This window comes from Arthrobacter sp. Z5-13, from assembly GCF_056499105.1.
In genome coordinates this window covers 3,164,399-3,183,034 of record NZ_CP096460.1, presented here as the reverse complement: position 1 = coordinate 3,183,034, position 18,636 = coordinate 3,164,399, and the positions used below count along the sequence as shown (strand labels likewise).

General features: G+C 63.6%; 15 protein-coding genes. 5 read left to right on the top strand and 10 right to left on the bottom strand.

Annotated features, from left to right (window positions below; all coding sequences use genetic code 11):
- Positions 1 to 44 precede the first annotated feature (44 nt).
- Together M1E02_RS14880 and sufU are read left to right on the top strand one after the other, a co-directional pair.
- On the top strand, positions 45 to 1,370 hold the full coding sequence (locus M1E02_RS14880) for an aminotransferase class V-fold PLP-dependent enzyme (RefSeq protein WP_479375004.1): 1,326 nt from the start codon (positions 45 to 47) through the stop codon (positions 1,368 to 1,370).
- A gap of 13 nt (positions 1,371 to 1,383) precedes the next feature.
- Entirely contained in the window at positions 1,384 to 1,833 is a 450-nt protein-coding gene (gene sufU, locus M1E02_RS14875; RefSeq protein WP_479375003.1) for a Fe-S cluster assembly sulfur transfer protein SufU, read from the top strand.
- Between the two features lie 94 nt (positions 1,834 to 1,927).
- Here sufU and M1E02_RS14870 read toward each other — a convergent pair whose 3' ends face one another.
- From M1E02_RS14870 to M1E02_RS14860, 3 genes are read right to left on the bottom strand one after another with little or no spacing between them, the layout of a single operon-like run.
- The gene (locus M1E02_RS14870) at positions 1,928 to 2,146 is read right to left on the bottom strand and encodes an SCO4848 family membrane protein (protein WP_479375002.1); all 219 of its coding nucleotides are present in this window, start codon (positions 2,144 to 2,146) and stop codon (positions 1,928 to 1,930) included.
- A gap of 4 nt (positions 2,147 to 2,150) precedes the next feature.
- Positions 2,151 to 2,648: a DUF2505 domain-containing protein gene (locus tag M1E02_RS14865; RefSeq protein WP_479378172.1), complete on the bottom strand. Its 498-nt coding sequence runs from the start codon at positions 2,646 to 2,648 to the stop codon at positions 2,151 to 2,153.
- A 53-nt stretch (positions 2,649 to 2,701) separates the two neighbouring features.
- A complete protein-coding gene (locus M1E02_RS14860) occupies positions 2,702 to 4,231 on the bottom strand; it encodes an SDR family oxidoreductase (RefSeq protein WP_479375001.1) in 1,530 nt (509 codons plus the stop codon).
- 162 nt (positions 4,232 to 4,393) lie between these two features.
- Here M1E02_RS14860 and mfd point away from each other — a divergent pair, with 162 nt between their 5' ends.
- Together mfd and M1E02_RS14850 are read left to right on the top strand one after the other, a co-directional pair.
- Positions 4,394 to 8,038, top strand: coding sequence for a transcription-repair coupling factor (mfd, locus tag M1E02_RS14855; protein ID WP_479375000.1), 3,645 nt, complete (start codon positions 4,394 to 4,396; stop codon positions 8,036 to 8,038).
- Between the two features lie 6 nt (positions 8,039 to 8,044).
- A complete protein-coding gene (locus tag M1E02_RS14850) occupies positions 8,045 to 8,878 on the top strand; it encodes a metal-dependent hydrolase (RefSeq protein WP_479374999.1) in 834 nt (277 codons plus the stop codon).
- Between the two features lie 79 nt (positions 8,879 to 8,957).
- On the opposite strand, the gene M1E02_RS14845 is transcribed toward M1E02_RS14850, so the two are convergent.
- The 6 genes from M1E02_RS14845 to nirB form a co-directional block, all read right to left on the bottom strand.
- Positions 8,958 to 9,188: a hypothetical protein gene (locus tag M1E02_RS14845; RefSeq protein WP_479374998.1), complete on the bottom strand. Its 231-nt coding sequence runs from the start codon at positions 9,186 to 9,188 to the stop codon at positions 8,958 to 8,960.
- 65 nt (positions 9,189 to 9,253) lie between these two features.
- Complete coding sequence (deoC, locus tag M1E02_RS14840) at positions 9,254 to 10,012, bottom strand: deoxyribose-phosphate aldolase (protein ID WP_479374997.1); 759 nt, start codon at positions 10,010 to 10,012, stop codon at positions 9,254 to 9,256.
- Between the two features lie 70 nt (positions 10,013 to 10,082).
- The gene (locus tag M1E02_RS14835) at positions 10,083 to 10,988 is read right to left on the bottom strand and encodes an FAD-dependent oxidoreductase (RefSeq protein WP_479374996.1); all 906 of its coding nucleotides are present in this window, start codon (positions 10,986 to 10,988) and stop codon (positions 10,083 to 10,085) included.
- A 229-nt stretch (positions 10,989 to 11,217) separates the two neighbouring features.
- Positions 11,218 to 12,396, bottom strand: coding sequence for a uroporphyrinogen-III synthase (locus tag M1E02_RS14830; RefSeq protein ID WP_479374995.1), 1,179 nt, complete (start codon positions 12,394 to 12,396; stop codon positions 11,218 to 11,220).
- 7 nt (positions 12,397 to 12,403) lie between these two features.
- Complete coding sequence (cobA, locus tag M1E02_RS14825; protein ID WP_479374994.1) at positions 12,404 to 13,438, bottom strand: uroporphyrinogen-III C-methyltransferase; 1,035 nt, start codon at positions 13,436 to 13,438, stop codon at positions 12,404 to 12,406.
- Positions 13,439 to 13,441: 3 nt separating this feature from the next.
- Positions 13,442 to 16,084: a nitrite reductase large subunit NirB gene (gene nirB, locus M1E02_RS14820; RefSeq protein ID WP_479374993.1), complete on the bottom strand. Its 2,643-nt coding sequence runs from the start codon at positions 16,082 to 16,084 to the stop codon at positions 13,442 to 13,444.
- A 312-nt stretch (positions 16,085 to 16,396) separates the two neighbouring features.
- Between nirB and nirD the strand changes: the two genes are divergently transcribed.
- Positions 16,397 to 16,762, top strand: a complete 366-nt coding sequence (nirD, locus tag M1E02_RS14815) for a nitrite reductase small subunit NirD (protein WP_479374992.1) — start codon at positions 16,397 to 16,399, stop codon at positions 16,760 to 16,762.
- Positions 16,763 to 16,816: 54 nt separating this feature from the next.
- On the opposite strand, the gene M1E02_RS14810 is transcribed toward nirD, so the two are convergent.
- Positions 16,817 to 18,565, bottom strand: a complete 1,749-nt coding sequence (locus tag M1E02_RS14810) for a phospho-sugar mutase (protein ID WP_479374991.1) — start codon at positions 18,563 to 18,565, stop codon at positions 16,817 to 16,819.
- Between the last annotated feature and the right edge of the window lie 71 nt (positions 18,566 to 18,636).

Here is an 18,636-nt window from a genome sequence, read left to right as displayed (position 1 = left end):
TGGGACAATTGAATGTCGCACAATTGGTATCCTAGGGAGTTCCTTTGGCCGTAGTAACAACGCCGACCACGCTGGAGCACGCGGTTCCGGCGATCGGCAACGCGGAGGTCCTGCGCATCCGGAATGACTTCCCGGCCCTTTCCCAGACGGTTAACGGGCAGCCGCTCATCTACTTGGATTCCGGCGCCACTTCGCAAAACCCGCTCAGCGTGATCGAGGCCGAGCAGGAGTTTTACGAGCAGCGCAATGCTGCCGTCCACCGCGGCGCTCACCATCTGGCCGTTGAGGCAACGGAAGCCTTCGAGGACGCGCGCCAGACAGTAGCGGATTTTATCGGTGCCAACTATGAGGAAACGGTGTGGACCTCCAATGCCACGGAGGGGCTGAACCTGATCAGTTATGCACTGTCCAACGCGGCCCTCTGGGCAGCCCAGGGCAGGGGGGACCAGCGGCTGAAGGAACTGGCCGTGGGGCCCGGGGACGAAATCGTGGTCACGGAGATGGAGCACCACGCCAACCTCATTCCTTGGCAGGAACTCGCATTCAGGACCGGGGCAACCCTACGGTACGTCCGCATTGACGGTTCCGGGGCCCTGGACCTGGGGCAGGCCGCGGAAATTATCGGGGAACGCACCCGGCTGCTGGCCTTTACGCACGCCTCAAACGTCCTTGGAATTATCAATCCAGTACAGAAGCTTGTGGCCATGGCCCGGAAACATAACGCCCTCGTGGTGCTTGATGCCTGCCAGTCTGCGCCGCACCTGGCACTGGACCTCAAGAAACTCGACGTGGATTTCGCCGTTTTTTCGGGCCACAAGATGCTCGCCCCCACTGGCATCGGTGTGCTCTACGGAAAACAGGAACTCCTGGATACCCTGCCGCCATTCCTTACCGGCGGTTCCATGATCACCACAGTGACAATGGAACGGGCGGAATACCTGCCCGCACCCCAGCGGTTCGAGGCGGGAACACAACGCATCTCCCAGGCAGTCGCCCTCGCTGCTGCCGCCAACTACCTTAGTGAAACAGGCTTGGACCGGATCCACGCCTGGGAGTCTGAACTCGGGCAACGGATGGTGGCGGGGCTTGAGCGGATCGAAGGCGTTCGGGTATTGGGTCCGGCGGCGGGGGAGGAACGGATTGGTCTGGCGGCCTTTGACGTTGACGGAGTTCACGCGCACGACGTCGGACAGTTCCTGGACAGCCGGGGCATAGCCGTTCGGGTTGGCCATCACTGTGCCCAACCGTTGCATCGGAGGCTGGGGCTCACCGCAAGCACAAGGGCAAGCACCTATCTGTACAACACCACGGACGACGTCGACGCCTTCCTTGAGGCTGTCGCCGGGGTCCGTTCCTACTTCCGGGCTTAGGGAGCGAATCAACATGAGCCTCGACCAGCTTTACCAGCAAATCATTCTTGATCATTCCAAGACCAGGCATGGCAGTGGTCTTTCCGCCACTCCAGCGCCGGTCGGAACGTCAACGGGGCAGTCGCACCAGTTAAACCCTGTCTGTGGCGACGAAGTGACTTTCCGTGTCGCCGTCGATCGCGGAAAGGTGGCCCAGATTTCCTGGGATGGCGAAGGCTGTTCCATTTCCATGGCCTCTGCCTCTGTGCTCAGTGAAATGGCGGAGGGGATGACGGTTGAGGAGCTTCACGAGACGATTGGGGCTTTCAGGGAAGTACTCAGATCGCGGGGCAAGGTCCACGCCGATCCGGAAGTCCTTGGCGACGCAGCCGCATTCGAGGGGGTGGCCCGCTACGCCGCCCGGGTCAAGTGCGCCATGATTTCCTGGGTAGCGGCAGAGGACGCCCTCAACCAGGCCTCGTAGAGGCCCGCCACCGCTAAGTCCAGATGCCACCTTCTGGCAAAAGTGCGCCTGGCCCATTAGGGGCAGGCGCACTTCTTGCTACTCCCGTTGCAGGCTATACCAGCGCAGCAATCCCGATCGCGGCGGTGGCGGCCCCCAGGACCATGGAGACACTCACCAGCACAACGTGGACCGTGAGGAACCTGGTGGCCTTCCCTGCCTCATCGCGTGCCCGGGAATCCTTCATGACCCGGCGCAGGAACTGAGGCCAGACGGCAAGGGACCACACCCCCGAAATGATCAGGACAACTGACAGCAGTACCGGTAGCTGCATGGGATCAGTGGCTTTCCAGCCAGGCCTGTGCCTGCTGGGACTGGATGTTCAGCGCCTTGCCCACCATGGGTTCAGCTGCATCGGCGATCTTTCCGCCGAGCAAGGGAACCGACGACGTGACGTTGCCTTCGAGCTCAACGCGTGTGCTGCCGCCGTCGGCAACAAGCCGCTGCACAGCGGTGACGTCCAGGGGGGCGCCGGCGATCTTGAGGCTGATCTTGCTCTGGCGGGAACCGTCAGCGGCCGGGGCCTCCCAGGTTTCCAGCTGCGTCACCTTCAGGGTGTCGCCCACGAACTTGCGGGCAATCTCGGGCAGGCGCGTGGTGGGCAACGTCCGCACAGAAGTGGTGCTGAATGCGCCGGCGACATCTCCGTCAACCGTAAAGGATTCCAGGGTGCCGCCGACCAGTTCGCTGGTATGGCGCTGGAAATCCTCGTTGACGAAAACAGCTGCTACGAGCTCAACGTTGTGCGGCAGGGTTGTGGAAGCACTCAGTGCCATTGTTCCTCCGTGTGTCAGGAAAGTGGGGGTCATCGCTTTTTGCCTTCCACATCCTACGGTGTTTGCGCGGCCTCTTCCGCATCGGCGAGTGCTTGGGCTGCTGCCGTAATGTTGCGTGACATTGCAGGGAAAATCAGGCTATGGAACGGCAGGACAGCAAGCCAGTATAGGCGGCCGCTGAGGCCCCGGGGAAAGAAAATCGCGCGTTGCCGATACAAGCTTCCAGTCCCGTCCGGTTCCACGGACAGTTCCAGCCACGCCCGCCCCGGGGCGCGCATTTCCGCGCGGAGAAGCAACAGCCGTCCCCTGTCGATCTTTTCCACCCGCCACCAGTCCACCACTTCCCCCACCGTCAGGCTGCCTGGGTGCCGGCGCCCACGTAAAAGGCCGGCACCCCCGGTCAGCTTGTCCAGCCACCCGCGCAGCTTCCAGGCCAACGGAAGGGAATACCAGCCGTTGCGTCCCCCGATTCCCTCGATGACAGTCCACACCTGACGGGGATCCACATCACCGTGGAATCTCCTCTCGTCGATGGAGACCTTGTGCCCGGCCCAGTCGGGATCGCTGGGGAGCGGATCGGCGTCCGCCCCGGCACTTGCCCAGGTGGTCTCCACCTGCCCGTCCCGTTCCTTACCCAATGCAAGGGCGACGGCGGAACGGTAGTTGGTGAGGCCGCCGTCGGGCTGGGGGATAAAGCGATCAATGTCCTGTTCGCCGGAGACGGCGTCGTGCTGCAGGGACTGCACAAGGGGGAGTGACATTGAAAGCGGAATGGGAGTTACCAGCGCCACCCAGAGGCCAGCCAGTTTTGGCGCAGGGACAGGCAGGGCCAGGACGAGGCGCCGGGGAAGGCCTGCTTCCGCGGCATATTTGTTCATCATCCCGGCGTACGTGAGGACATCCCGGGAACCGATGTCGAATGTGCGGTTGATGGCCCCATCCAGCGCAGCGGCGGCAACAAGGTAGTAAAGCACGTCCCTGACCGCTATCGCTTCGATCCTGTTCCGCACCCAGCTGGGCGCCGGCATCACGGGCAGAGTTTCGGAGAGGTGCCTGATCATTTCAAAGGATGCAGACCCCGATCCGATGACCACTCCCGCCTGAAAGACGATGGCGTTGACGGGGCCGTCAAGGAACGTCTGGCCCACAGCCTCGCGCGAACGCATGTGCGTGGACAGAACCTGGTCCCGGGGGTGCAGGCCCCCGAGATACACAATCCTCCCCACGCCCGCGTCGGCAGCAGCACGGGCTACGAGCCCGGCCATCTCCTGCTCCTTGGTTTCGAACCCTGACCCTGCTGCCATGGAGTGCACCAGGTAGTACAGCACGTCTACGCCATTCAGGGATTCGCGCAAGGACTGAGCGTCGTCCAAGCCGTTTCGGATCACTTCCACCTGATCGAGCCACGGCACTCCCGCTATTTTTCCTGGTGTGCGCACCAGCACTTTGACCCGGTGTCCGGCCTCGAGCAGCCGGGGGACCAGTCGGCCGCCGATATAGCCGGTGGCGCCAGTCACCAGCACGGTGCGGGATTCAGCGGAATGGGACTGGTGGACGGGTGTGACTGCCGGGGGAGTGGACACTAAGCCAGCTTACCTTTGCTCTGCGACCCGGGGCCTGTCCGTAATTCAGCTCCGCGTGCCTCTACCCCTGTGGCAGGGGTAGGCTGGGAACACCCGGGATTCTCATGAATTTCGGGTTTTCGTGTTGCCTGCATCCCCGTGAACATTTCAGGAGCTTCAGCCATGAGCCTCAACGGCCCATCCCTCACCGGTCTGCGCCGCGTCCTCGCCGAAGACAAAACCTTTGCCCGGGTCCAGGCGGAGGCTGCCAGGAGCTTTGACGGCCGCAGCGAGGACTATCAGATCAGCGCCCCGGCAGGACTCAGGGCTGCACTGCTGGCTGAAATGGCTGACGGTCTGGCACAGCAAGGTACCAACGGAAACGCAGGGATAGTACTCGCAGTGACTGCTACGGGACGCGAGGCAGAGGACCTGACCGAGGCGCTGAGGGCATATTTGCCGGCGGACTCGGTGACAGAGTTCCCCAGTTGGGAAACGCTGCCGCATGAAAGGCTGTCCCCGCGCTCGGACACCGTGGGCCGGCGCCTGTCTGTTCTTCGCCGGTTGGCCCACCCGGAAACCTCGCCCACCGGCCCCTTGCGGGTGGTGGTAGCGCCGGTCCGTGCCGTGGTTCAGCCCATTGTGGCAGGACTGGGCGAGTTGACCCCCGTGACCTTGAAAGTTGGCCAGGAGCGCTCCTTCACCGATGTTGTGCGGGCACTCGCCGATGCCGCGTACGCACGCGTCGATATGGTGACCCACCGTGGGGAGTTCGCGGTCCGCGGCGGCATTCTCGATGTCTTTCCGCCGACTGAAGACCACCCCATCCGCGTGGAGTTCTTCGGCGATGAAGTGGATCAGATGCGGTGGTTCGCAGTAGCTGACCAGCGCTCGCTGTCGGCCCCTGGTGTCCACCACCCAACCGGGCTCCACGCTCCGCCGTGCCGTGAAATCCTGATCACGCCGTCGGTCATGTCCCGTGCGGCAACGCTCAAGGCACAGATGCCGGCAGCCGCGGACATGCTGGAGAAGATCGCGGGCGGGATCGCCGTCGAAGGCATGGAGTCACTGGCGCCGGTCCTGGTGGACTCGATGGTGCCGTTCGTTGACCAGCTTCCGGCCGGTTCGATCTCCGTAGTGATCGAACCCGAGAAGGTGCGGACCAGGGCCCACGATCTTGCCGCCACCAATGAAGAGTTCCTTGAAGCCGCATGGTCCACGGCGTCCGACGGCGGGACGGCACCTTTGGATCTGAGCTCTGCGGCCTCCGAAGCGCTCCACTCAGCCAGCTTCCGCTCCCTTACGGACACCAGGGCTGCTGCTTTGGCTCACGAAGTGTCTTGGTGGTCCATCACCTCCCTTGCCACCGATGAGGAAATAGCGCCGGATATTGACGTCCTGAACCTGCACGCCCGTGAACCGCGCGGCTACCAGGGTGATGTGGCGGAGATGATGGATTTCATCGGCTCCCACGTCCGGGACCAGTGGCGCATTGTTGTGGTCACTGAGGGGCCTGGTCCTGCCCAGCGGCTTGCGGAACTGTTCCACGACAACGACATTCCCTGTGCCCGGGTGGACGTACTCGATAAGGATCCGCAGCCGGGCATCATCGAAATAACAACTGCCGCCGTGGGGCGCGGTTTTGTCCTGGAGGGCCTCAAGCTCAGCCTTCTCACCGAGGCGGACCTGCTGGGCCGCACCTCCGCGGGTTCCACCAAGGACATGCGGCGGATGCCCTCCAAACGGCGGAACGCTGTGGACCCCCTGCAGCTCCTCGCCGGCGATCATGTGGTTCACGAACAACACGGCATCGGACGTTTCGTGGAGCTCATCCAGCGGAAGGTCTCCGGCGGCGGGGACGGCATGCGGGAGTACCTCGTGCTGGAATACGCTCCGTCCAAACGCGGAGCGCCGGGGGACAGGCTCTTTGTACCCACGGACCAGCTGGACCAGGTGACCCGTTATGTCGGCGGGGACACTCCGGTGCTCAGCAAGATGGGCGGCTCCGACTGGGCCAGCACCAAGTCCAAGGCACGCAAGGCCGTCAAGGAGATTGCCGGCGAACTCATCCGGCTGTACTCCGCGCGGATGGCATCCCGCGGATTCTCATTCAGCCCGGATACCCCCTGGCAGCGTGAGCTTGAGGAAGCCTTCCCCTATGTTGAGACCCCGGACCAGTTGACCACCATCAACGAGGTCAAGGCGGACATGGAGCGCGAAATCCCGATGGACCGGCTGGTTTCAGGGGATGTGGGCTACGGCAAGACCGAGATCGCGGTCCGTGCAGCCTTCAAGGCTGTGCAGGATGGAAAGCAGGTGGCTGTGCTGGTGCCCACCACGCTCTTGGCGCAGCAGCACTATGAGACCTTCACCGAGAGGTTCTCCGGGTTCCCGCTCCGGGTCAAGCCTTTGTCCCGTTTCCAGGGCACGAAGGAGACCAAAGAAACGGTGGAGGGCGTCAAGAGCGGCGCGGTCGACGTCGTGATCGGCACGCACCGGCTGCTCTCCAAGGACTTTGAGTTCAAGGACCTTGGCCTGGTGATCGTTGACGAGGAGCAGCGTTTCGGCGTGGAACACAAGGAAGCGCTCAAGAAGATGCGCACCAACGTGGATGTGCTGGCCATGAGTGCTACTCCCATTCCCCGTACCCTCGAGATGTCGCTGACAGGGATCCGGGAAACGTCCACGCTGGCTACGCCGCCGGAAGAACGCCATCCCGTGCTGACGTACGTGGGCCCCTACACAGACAAGCAGACGTCCGCTGCAATCCGGCGCGAACTCATGCGCGAAGGCCAGGTCTTCTTCGTCCACAACCGGGTTTCCAGCATTGAACGGACAGCCGCAAAGATCCGGGAACTGGTACCGGAAGCCCGGGTTGAGGTGGCCCATGGGCAGATGTCCGAGAGCCGGCTCGAACAGATCATTGTCGATTTCTGGGAGAAGCGCTTTGACGTGCTGGTGTGCACCACCATCATCGAGACGGGCCTCGACATCTCCAATGCCAACACCTTGATTGTGGACGGCGCTGACAAGTACGGGCTCTCGCAGCTGCACCAGCTGCGCGGCCGCGTAGGCCGAGGCCGTGAACGCGCCTACGCCTACTTCCTGTACCCGGCAGAAAAGCCGTTGGGGGAAGTGGCCCTGGAGCGTCTCAAGGCCGTCGCCGCCCACAATGAGCTTGGCGCCGGCATGCAGCTGGCCATGAAGGACCTCGAAATCCGCGGCGCCGGAAACCTGCTGGGCGGGGAACAGTCCGGCCATATCCAGGGCGTCGGGTTCGATCTCTACATCCGTCTGGTGGGCGAGGCCGTGGCGGACTACCGCGGCGATGCTGAAGAAAAGGCGGCTGAGATGAAGATCGAGCTGCCCGTGAATGCGCACCTGCCGCACGATTACGTGCCCGGTGAACGGCTCCGGCTGGAGGCGTACCGCAAGCTGGCGGCTGCCATCAGCTACGAGGCCATCGATGAAGTGCTTGCCGAGCTGGTGGACCGTTACGGTGAACCGCCGCTGCCCGCACAGAACCTGATCGCCGTCGCCCGTTTCCGGGTGGGGGCCCGCGAAGCCGGCCTGTCCGACGTCGCACTTCAGGGCAACTTCATCCGCTTCTCGCCGGCCCAGTTGCCGGAGTCCAAGACCATGCGCCTGAACCGCATGTACCCGGGGGCGCAGTCGAAGCCGGCGCTGGACGCCGTTCTGATTCCCAAGCCCAAGACCGCGAAAATCGGTGGACGGGACCTGCAGGACGCCGAAATCCTCGAATGGGCCAATGGGGTCATCCGCAATATCTTCTCTGACGCTCCAGCAGCGCAACTGACCGCGGGCTGAGCCTTGATGGGAGGACACCACGCCGCGTCGGGAGCCGCGGCGTGGGTAGCCATTGCTTCCACAGGCCCATACACCTTGGGCTGGTACCCGCTGGACGCCACCGGAATTTTGATCGGCGGCATGGCGACGGCGGGAACCGCCCTGGTGCTCGATTGGGACCACCGCCACAGCACGGTAGCCCAGTCTCTGCCTCCGTTGTCGAACATCATCGCCGTTGGAATAGAGAACGTGAGCGGTGGACACCGGCAGGGAACGCACTCGCTGTTAGGCGGAGCCTTTTTCGTGGTGCTGGCTATGATGGCCGGTCAGATCCAGCTGCACACAGACTGGGGGATCCTGTCCGTGGGAGCAGGCCTGCTGTGCATGTTCCTGATCAACATCGCCGCGAAGGCACTCAAGCTGTTCCCGAAGTCGGGCTGGATCACCAACTGGCTGTTTGCCCTTACGATGGCCGGCCTGGTGACGTGGTTCGCTCCGGACCAGTGGACCTGGCTGCCGGTGTCCATGCTGACCGGGGTTGTGGTGCACATAGTGGGGGACATGATCACCACCGGTGGAGTCCCGCTCCTCTGGCCGATAGTTATCAAGCCGCCGAAATTCCTGCGGAAACTGCCCTTACTCAAGGACGTGTGGAAGGCCAACGGCGCGTTTTCCATCCCGCTGCTGGGCCGTGCCGGTTCCCGCCGTGAGTGGCTGGTCCTGATTCCGGTGAGCGCCTACGCCATGGTGGGCATGTGCATCGCCGCTTGGGCACTGGGAAATGTGCACTTTCCTGCTGCCTTGGCGTTCGGCAGCAGATTCGTGAGCAGTTTGCTGGGCGCCGGCCAGGACTCCGGTTAACAGACTGGGTTAAATTGCTGACGCCCCGGAGTTTCCGGGGCGTCAGTTGTGTATTGAAGCGCTTGTCAGCGCGGAAATCTTAGTGCTCGCCGGCTGAATCCGAGCGGCCGAGGACGGTCTGCGGGATCCAGAAGGATGCAGCGAAAAGGCCCAGGCAGACAGCCATCGGCCACGGGTTGCCGAGGGTCAGGAACGACAGCGAGTAGATGGAACCCAGAAACAGGGCCATCATGATCACGAAGACGACGACGCTGCCGACCAGGCTGTTCTCGTTCTGAGGGGTCTTGGGGCTATCAACGATCTTGGACATTCATTCCTCCCGGCCCCGAAGGGCTCCAAACATCATTCGAAAAACTGTGGCGGCAGCCGGCCGCATCAGTATGCGGATGAACCCTGTTCACCCTTAACGATTGCGATACCGGAACTGGCGCCAATACGTGTTGCACCTGCAGCAATCATAGCTTGCGCATCAGCGAGCGAGCGCACGCCGCCGGACGCCTTGACACCCAGATTCGGGCCCACCGTCCGGCGCATGAGAGCAATATCTTCCGCGATTGCCCCGCCACCATTGAACCCAGTGGACGTTTTGACGAAGTCCGCTCCGGCCTCCACCGCCGCCTCACAGGCAATGATTTTTTGCTCGTCAGTCAAAAGTCCGGTTTCAATGATCACCTTGAGGATTGCACCGCCGGCGTGCACAACGTCTGCGACGGCCGTGATGTCATCTACCAGCGCGCCCTTGTCCGCAGCCCGGGCTGCGGCGATGTTGATCACCATGTCGATCTCGTCGGCCCCATCCAGAACGGCGCCACGGGCCTCGAACGCCTTGACGTCACTCGGCGTCGCACCCAATGGGAAACCAACCACTGAACAGGTCAGCACCTCCGATCCCTTAAGGGCGGTTTTGACGGTTTTGACCCAGACCGGGTTGACGCACACAGACTTAAAGCGGTACTCGGCGGCCTCGGAACAAACCTTGAGGATCTCTGCCTCGCTGGCTTCAGGTTTGAGGAGGGTGTGATCGATGTAGGAGGCGATGTTGTTGCCTGTTCCGACGGCGGGTGCTCCTGTGGAGGGTGCTCCTGCGGAGGCAGTCCCTGCGGCGGTGCCTGCCGCAGCTGCTTCGTTGCTCATGGTGGTCCTTTCCCGGTGGGGTGTTTCAGGTGACCATCTTGCCATGTGTCCGAGCAGGGACCGGGACTCGTCAGGCTGCCGCGGCCACTGACTCCACCGAGGCTGCGTAGAGCAGCTGCGTGGCGCAGACATCCGCGGCGGGATCGGCGGCCACGAGCAAACCCAAGCGGACGCCGTCGAATGAAGCGGCATCACCAATGGCCCAGATGCCGGGAGCGGACGTGCGGAACTCCCTGTCGATGACGATTCCGCCGTCGGCCGCCGTGGACAATCCGGCGCTGGTGGCAAGCGCGCTGCGGGCAACCCGCTCTTCCGCCAGCACCACAAGGTCTCCCTGCATGGTGCTGCCGTCCTCGAAGACAATGCCTGCGGCGGGAAGGACGGAGCCTGCCATGGTGGGCACCACCGACGCCGGCCGGAGGGTAGTGCGTATAGGGCGGACACCGCGCGCCCGGAGTACTGCCTCGGCCTGGCCCGCCGCAGCGCCGGTGCCCACCAGAATTCCCAACGGACGCCGGCCCAGCACCCTGGTTACTTCCTTGACCGCTTCGCCGATCCGGCCGGCGTCGTCAATGGTGGAGTAGCTGAGGCAGCGTGCGGAGCCGTCAACGGGGGAGTGGACGGGGGCTGATCCAGTGGCTATGACTAGTTGGTCGTAGCTGAATTCCATGCCGTCAGCCGTTGTCACGAAACGCTGGACCGGGTCAATGAAACTGGCCGGCTGTCCGAAGCGGACCGATACTTGCGGCAGGGTGGCGAGCTCAAGCAGTTCCTGCGGAGCGTCGTCCCGGTTGCTGAGAACTGTGATGCTTCCGGCGAACCGCTGCCGGGCGAGCTGGGCCACCAGGGCCTGTGCGGCGGGACCGGCTCCTGCGATGACAATCCTGGGAGCAGGGGTACCTGAGGCGGGCGCGGCGGAGGGGGCGTCAGCGGGTGAAGAAGTTACGGGGGAGAGTGGGGATGCCGGAGCGGACATGTGCAGGCCCTTTCATGGTGCGGCCCTGGTGTGGCCACAAGGTTCGTGATGGAACCTAGGCTAGACCGTCCATTTTTCGCCCGTGTTTCCCCGGGATTGCCGAAACAGCCCGGCGCGTGAAGAAAGAAGGCTCTCGTGTTCCGGGTTGTTTACCGGCCGGTAACACTCCATTGATGGAAAGGGCGGTCACGGGCCGGAATCCTGGGGAGCCAGACGGAATCCTGGGGAGCTAGACGCGGATCCGGTAGCCGCGCTTGACCACGGTTTCCACGAGGCGTCCATCGGGCAGGGACGACCTCAACCGGCTAACCGTCATGTCCAACGCGTGCACCGAGCCACGCAGTTCAAGGAGCTCGGACAACGAATCCCTGGACAGGACAGCCCCTCCCGCGCCAAGCAGGGCGCGGAGCAGCAGGAGCGGTGCCGGTGCCATCTCCACCTGCTCGCCGTTAATCCGCAGGGAACGGCCACGCAATTCCACGTTGCCGGAGCGTGTATCCAGCCGGCGGACGTGGTTCAACGCGAGATGTTCAACCACCAGGCGGATCAGGGCACCCATCCGGAACCGTTCCGGAACGAGCGGTGAGAGTCCGGCGTCGATGAGCGGCTGAGCCGTCACCGGTCCGACGACGGCGGTGGTCACCGTGGTCTTCAGTGCCTCGATCAGTTGCTTGTACAGGCCCATCTCATGGGCAGTGCTCCACATTGCGTCCACGGCAGGGGCGCTGGTGAATGTCAGGACATCGAGGTTCCCGCTGCAGGCAGCCTCAATCAGCCGCGGCAGCTTGTCCTCGCCCTCGGGTTTGACCCAGCGGTAAGGCGTCACGGTGAGCACGGTGGCGCCGGACATCCGAAGCCGCTCAAGCTGGCGGACGTCCGTGTAGCCGTGCAGTTGGACGGCTACGGTTTTCCCGCGGACACCTTCGGCCAGCAGCATGTCCACCAGGGTCGCGGTGGTTTCATCGCTGCTGATTCCGACGTCGGCAAGCCCGGCCGCACGAACCGCACCGCGTGCCTTGGGCCCCCGGACGAACATCCGGCAGGCACCAAGGGTTTCCAGGAGTTCGTCGCCGATGCCGAAGGAATCAGCGGCTTCACACCAGCGGCGCATGCCGTAGGCCGTCGTCGCGATACAAAGATCAGGCTTGGCTGTGATGATGGCGCGGGTATCGTCTATGAGGCGGAAATCCTCCTGGACGGGCGCAATCTTCAGGGCCGGAGCGTGCAGCACCTCCGCGCCGCGCCGTTCCAGGGCCTCAATCAGGTCCTGTGACCTCCGATGGGAGGTCACGCCGATCCGGAAACCCTCCAATGGCAGGTCGGCGCCCTCTGCGGAGGGGATTTCCTGAGCGCTGACGGAGGTAACCGCAGGGTTAGGAAAGGGGGCAACCGTATCTACAGCAGTCATGGGTCTGTCACGATCCCAGCAGCGATGCCGCAAGGCGGTCAAGATCAGCTGACGCTTCGGCATGCCCCCGGTTGGCTTCCCCCACGCGAACCACCTCGCCGATCACCAGAACGGCGGGATTGGTGCACTCTGCAGCCGCTGACACGATGGTTCCGAGTTGGGCAATCGTGGTCCGCTGGCCCGGCCGGTAACCGCGTTCGATAACGGCCATGGGCATCTCCGGGCTCATTCCGGCCTTCCGGAGGCCGGCGGCGAGTTGATGCAGTGTTCCAATTCCCATCAGCACCACGATAGTGCCACCGAGGCCGGCAAGGTGCATGTGCTCCTTCTCCGTGAGGGGTGCATGACCGGAAACCACGGTGAACATGTGGCTCACTTCACGGTGGGTTACGGGGATGCCCGCAGCCGCCGGGACCGAGATGGCGCTGGTAACGCCGGAGACGACGCGGACGGGAACACCGGCGGCCACGCAGGCCGCCACTTCCTCGCCGCCACGGCCAAAAACGTAAGGGTCTCCGCCCTTAAGCCGGACTACGTTCTTGCCGTTCAAGGCGGCCTCGACCATAAGCTTCTCAATGCCGGACTGGCTGACCGGGTGGTGGCCGGGGCGCTTGCCCACGTCCACCAGCTCAGCCGATGTCAGCGACGGCAGTTCCTGATACGGCGCCAACCTGTCGTAGAAGACGACGTCGGCGTCCCGGAGCGCTTTGACGGCGGCAACGGTGAGCAGCTCGGCAGTGCCTGGTCCGCCACCCACCAGCGTGACGTGCCCATTGGCGCCGGCAGCAGGTTCGGTGGTGACCGGAATACCGTTTTCACGGCACCGCTCCAAGAGCGCCTCCCAGCCTGGCTGGCCGTCGTCCACCGCTGCGACCAGGAACGGCCGCTCTGGGAGAGGACCGTCATGGCGGGCACCGTGGGGAGTGCTCAGCCTGGAAATCACTGCGCCGGCAGCCTCGTAGCGGCGGACCGCCTGGCGGGCTGCATGGTCAGAGCCCGTGATGAGAACTTCGCGGCCATTGACATCGATGCTGAGCTGCATGGGTTACACCTTGCTTTCAGTGACGGATTCGTTGGCTGACCGGACAGGGATGGAAGCGCCAATGAGCACTTTCCCCTTTTCTTCAGCGGTGGCCGGGCGCATCTGGCCGCGCTCGTCCGGTACGAAGGTGATGGAGTCATCCTTCTGGTCGGGGGCGTTGACGAAGGAGCGGAACCGGCGCAGCCGCTCGGGATCCTTCAGGGTGTCTGCCCATTCGTCCACGTACGTATCCACGTGCTTGGCCATGGCCGCCTCAAGCTCTTCGGCAATGCCCAAGGTGTCCTTCACTACAACGTCCTCGACGTGCTTGATGCCGCCGTCGAGCTCCTCCTGCCAACGTGCGGTGCGCTGCAGGCGGTCGGCCGTGCGGATGTAGTACATGAAGTAGCGGTCGATGTACTTCAGCAGGGTTTCGTCATCCAGGTCCTTGGCCAACAGCTGGGCGTGGGCCGGGGTGGCACCGCCGTTGCCGCCGACGTAGAGGTTCCAGCCGTCCGCCGTCGCGATGACACCCACGTCCTTGCCTCGGGCCTCGGCACATTCACGGGCACAGCCGGACACGCCCATCTTGAGCTTGTGCGGGCTGCGGAGGCCGCGGTAGCGCAGTTCCAGCTGGATGGCCATGGCCACCGAGTCCTGGACGCCGAAGCGGCACCAGGTGGAACCGACGCAGGACTTCACGGTGCGCAGGCTCTTACCGTAGGCCTGGCCGGATTCGAACCCGGCATCCACGAGTTCTTTCCAGATTTCCGGCAGCTGCTCCAGGCGCGCACCGAACATATCGATGCGCTGGCCGCCGGTGATCTTGGTGTAGAGATTGTACTTTTCGGCGACGGCGGCAATGACACCGAGCTTCTTGGGGGTGATTTCACCGCCGGCGATGCGGGGAACAACCGAGTAGGTGCCGTCTTTCTGCATATTGGCGAGGGCGCGGTCGTTGGTGTCCTGCAGGGCGCCGCGGCCGGCGTCAAGGACGTAGGCGTTGTGCTGGCTGGCCAGGATGGAGGCGATGGTCGGCTTGCAGATGTCGCAGCCGGCCCCGGTGCCGTACTTGGCCATGATCTCTTCGAAGGAAGTCAGTTCCAAGACGCGGATCGCGTCGAAGAGCTCCTGGCGGGACAGCTCGATGTGCTCGCAGAGGGCCTTCGAGACCTCGACGCCGGACTTGGTCAGTTCGCCTTCAAGCAGCTTCTTCAGCATCGGAACACAGGAACCACAGCTGGTACCGGCGCGGGTGCAGCCCTTGAGTTCGCCGAGTTCCTGGACGGGGGCGTTGCCTTCGCAGGCGCCGCAGCCGTTAACGGTGTCGCGGATGGTTCCGGCCGTTACGTTGTTGCAGGAACAGAGGATGGCGTCGTCGGGCAGTTCGGTATCAGGTGCCTCGCCGCCGCCTGCGGCGGTGAGGTACGCGCCGGGCTCGGCAGAGAGTTCGCGGCCCAGGAGGGGACGGAGGCTTGTGTACGGAGTAGCGTCACCGACGAAGATACCGCCCAGCAGTGTCTTGGCGTCATCGGTAGTAACGATCTTCTGGTAGACGCCGCGGGCGGGGTCAGCGTAGACGATTTCGAGGGCGTGCTCAGTCTTGGCGAAAGCGTCACCGAAGCTGGCAACGTCCACGCCGGACAACTTCAGCTTGGTGGCGGTGTCAAAGCCGGGGAAAGTTGCCTCGCCACCGTGCAGGCGGTCAGCGACGATCTCAGCCATGGTGTTGGCCGGGGCAACCAGGCCCAGGCACATGCCGCCAAAGTTGGCCACTTCACCGATTGCCCAGATGCCGGGGATCTCGGTTTCGCAAGCGTCGGTGATAACAACGCCGCCGCGCTGGCCAAGCGAGAAGATCTGCTCTTCGCCTTCAGCGGCGCGGAAGAGTTCATCGCGCGGGCGGACGCCGATGGCGACGATGACGAGGTCAGCGTCGATGGTGCGGCCGTCAGCCATGAGGACACCGGTGACCTGGCCGTCGTCGTCGGACAACACCTCGGAGGGGAAAACGCCGCTGTGGACTTCGAAGCCCTTGGCCTTGATCAGGCGGCCCATCGCCTGGCCTGCGCCCTCATCGAGCTGGGTGGCCATCAGCCATGCTGCGCCGTCGATGACGATGGGGGTGGCCCCCAGCTGCTCGGTACCGGCAGCCGACTCGAGGCCCAGGAGGCCGCCGCCGATGGTAACCGCTTTGACCTTGCGCCCCAGCTTTTCGGTGAGTTCGGCAATGGCCTTGTTGATGGCCCAGACGTCTTCGAGCGTGCGGTAGACGTGGGTGTGCTCGGCACCGGGGATCGGCAGGCGGGCTGCGTTCGAGCCCGTGGCGACGACGAGGTGGTCGTATTCGTAGCTGTTGCCGGCTGCGGTTTCCACGGACTTGCCATCCGTGTTGATCTTGATAACGCGCTCGCCGGTCTTGAGCTCGAGCGAACCGTGGTCCCACATGGACGCCTCGCCCAAGGTGAGGTCGTAGTCGTTGTCTGTGAGTGCCTTGCTGAGAGCCACGCGGTCGTAGGGGAGGTGGGTTTCCTCGGTGAGGACAGTAACGTGCCAGCCATCGAGGCCACGGGCATGCATTGCGTCCGCAAAACGGTGGGCCGCTGGGCCGCCGCCGGCGACCACGACGCGGCGTGGTGTCTCTGTGCTTGAAGTCTGTCCGGTCACTGTGGGCCTTTCGCATGGGCCGCAGACGGTGCTCTGCAGCTTGTCCATCCAGACTAGGCAAGGGCAGTTTCGCTTCAGTTTCCCAATTGTTTCGTGAACTTAACTTCTGCATCACGAACAGATTTCCCGGCAAGTGAGGTCTCTTTTACGCGCCGGACACATTCACTGCATGCCGATGAAACACCCGCCGCCTACTTTGGATGATGTGGCCGCGTCGGCGGTCCGGGTTCCACGGGAAGCAGCATTCAACAGCACCCACACAGCACAGACGCTTCCCGCTGGACAGAAGGCAACGTGAGAGGGGCCCGAAAAATGACGGCAGTACTTGAACTTCAGGAAGAAACCACCGCAGCTGCGACAGGTTGGCGCCGGGTGTGCCCCGTTGCAGAGCTTGAGCCCGCCTGGGGCGAAGCGGCACTGATTGCCGGACGCCAGGTGGCGGTGTTCCGCACCGCCTCGGACGAGGTTTACGCCGTTTCCCAAGAGGATCCGGCCACCGGAGCCCACGTTATGGCCCGCGGCATCTTCGGTTCCCGCGGAGACAGGCCCACCATCGCCTCACCCCTGCACAAAGAGGTCTATGACCTCGAGACAGGGGAATGCTTCGGCAATGCAGAGCTGAGCCTGCCCACGTTCAACGCCAGGATTGTGGACGGCTACATTGAAGTCGAGCTCTAAACAGCAGCTCACGCAATACACCCCTTCCGGCGAACTCGCTGTGACAGTTAGCAGCTACAGCCCCAGGGCCTCGCGGACATCATGCAACACGTTGTCCAGCGAGGCTCTTGCTGCTTGGCGTGCCTGTGGCAGTTCGGCCGCCGATCCCACGCTCTGGATCACTTCCAGGTAGCACTTCAGCTTGGGCTCGGTACCGCTGGGCCTGATGATCACCCGGCTCAGGTCCTTGGTGATGTACAGCAGGCCGTCGGTGGGGGGAAGGTGGTCGCTGCCCTCCGCCAGATCTGTGTACGTTTCGACGGCGGATCCTCCGAAGGATTGCGGGGGAGTCACACGGAGCCTGTTCATCATGGCTCCCAGCAACCCAAGATCCGCCACCCTGATGCTGAGCTGGTCGCTGGCATGCAGCCCGTGAAACAGGTAGAGCTCGTCCAGGGTGTCGAAGATCGATTTCCCTTCAGCCTTCGCGGCGGCTGCCATTTCCGCGATGAGCACTGATGCAGAAATTCCGTCCTTGTCCCGGACGATTTCAGGGGCAACGCAATATCCAAGCGCTTCCTCGTAGCCGTAAAGCAGTCCCGGCACCCGGGAGATCCACTTGAAGCCCGTCAGCGTTTCCTCATGGGCATAGCCGGCAGCCTTGGCGATTCGGGCGAGCAGGCGTGAGGAGACAATTGAGTTGGCGAGAACCCCTTGGCCTTGCTCTCCCTCAATGGCCTGGACGGCAAGCCTGGAAACGATGTGGTGGCCCAGAAGGGCTCCTACTTCGTCGCCCCGCAGCATGCGCCAGGCTCCGGTATCGGGGTCCTTGGCGGCAACGGCAGCCCGATCGGCGTCGGGATCGTTAGCCAGCACAATGTCTGCGCCAACCCGTGCCGCCGTCTCCAATGCAAGGTCCAGCGCGCCGGGTTCCTCCGGGTTCGGGAAGCTGACGGTGGGGAAATCGGGGTCCGGATGCGCCTGCTCCTCCACGAGGGTGACATCTTTGAAACCTGCCGCACCCAGGACGGACACCGCGGTCTCGCCGCCAACACCGTGCAAAGGGGTCAGAACGATCTTCAGCTCGCGGGCCGGGAACGCCTCCGGCATGGCCAGTGAGGCAACAGCCGACTGGTAATCCGTGATGATTGAGCGATCCAGAACGGTCCAGCCTTCATTGGCAAGCTGCACCGAGTCCACGGAGCCCACCTCGTTGATCTTGGCAGCAATCCGCTCGTCGTAGGGCGCCACGATCTGCGCTCCACGCCCGCTTTCCTCCACAGCGTGGCGGCCGAGGTACACCTTGTACCCGTTGTCCTCGGGGGGATTGTGGCTCGCGGTGACCATCACTCCGCCGTCGCACTCCAGGTGCCGGACAGCAAAGGCCAGTATCGGCGTCGGCAAGGCCACGGGCAACAGAAAAGTTTCAATCCCTGCCGCCGCGAAGATTGCGGCCGTCTCCTCAGCGAAGATGTCCGAATTGTAGCGGGCGTCGTAGCCCACGGCGGCGCGGGGTCGGGTTCCGGGGGAGGCCGCGGCGACGGCGTCGGTGAGGAACGCGGCAAAACCTGCAGCAGCACGGCGGACGACCACCCTGTTCATCCGGTTCGGACCCGGTCCCAGCGGGGCGCGAAGCCCGGCCGTGCCGAACTGCAGGGTGCCGTTGAAGCTGTCCGTCAACTCCTGGCGGGCCGCGGGAACGCCATCAGCAACACGCAGGATCAGCTGCGAGAGTGCTGCTGCGGTAGCGGGATCCGGGTCCTGCGCTGCCCATTCACGGGCGGAGTCCAACAACTGCGGCAGTTCGGGATCGATAGAGGTCATAGGATCCAAACTAGCCCCAAACGTTCATGAAGCCTGCCTCGAAAGAGGGGGAGAACGGTCACAGTTTGGGT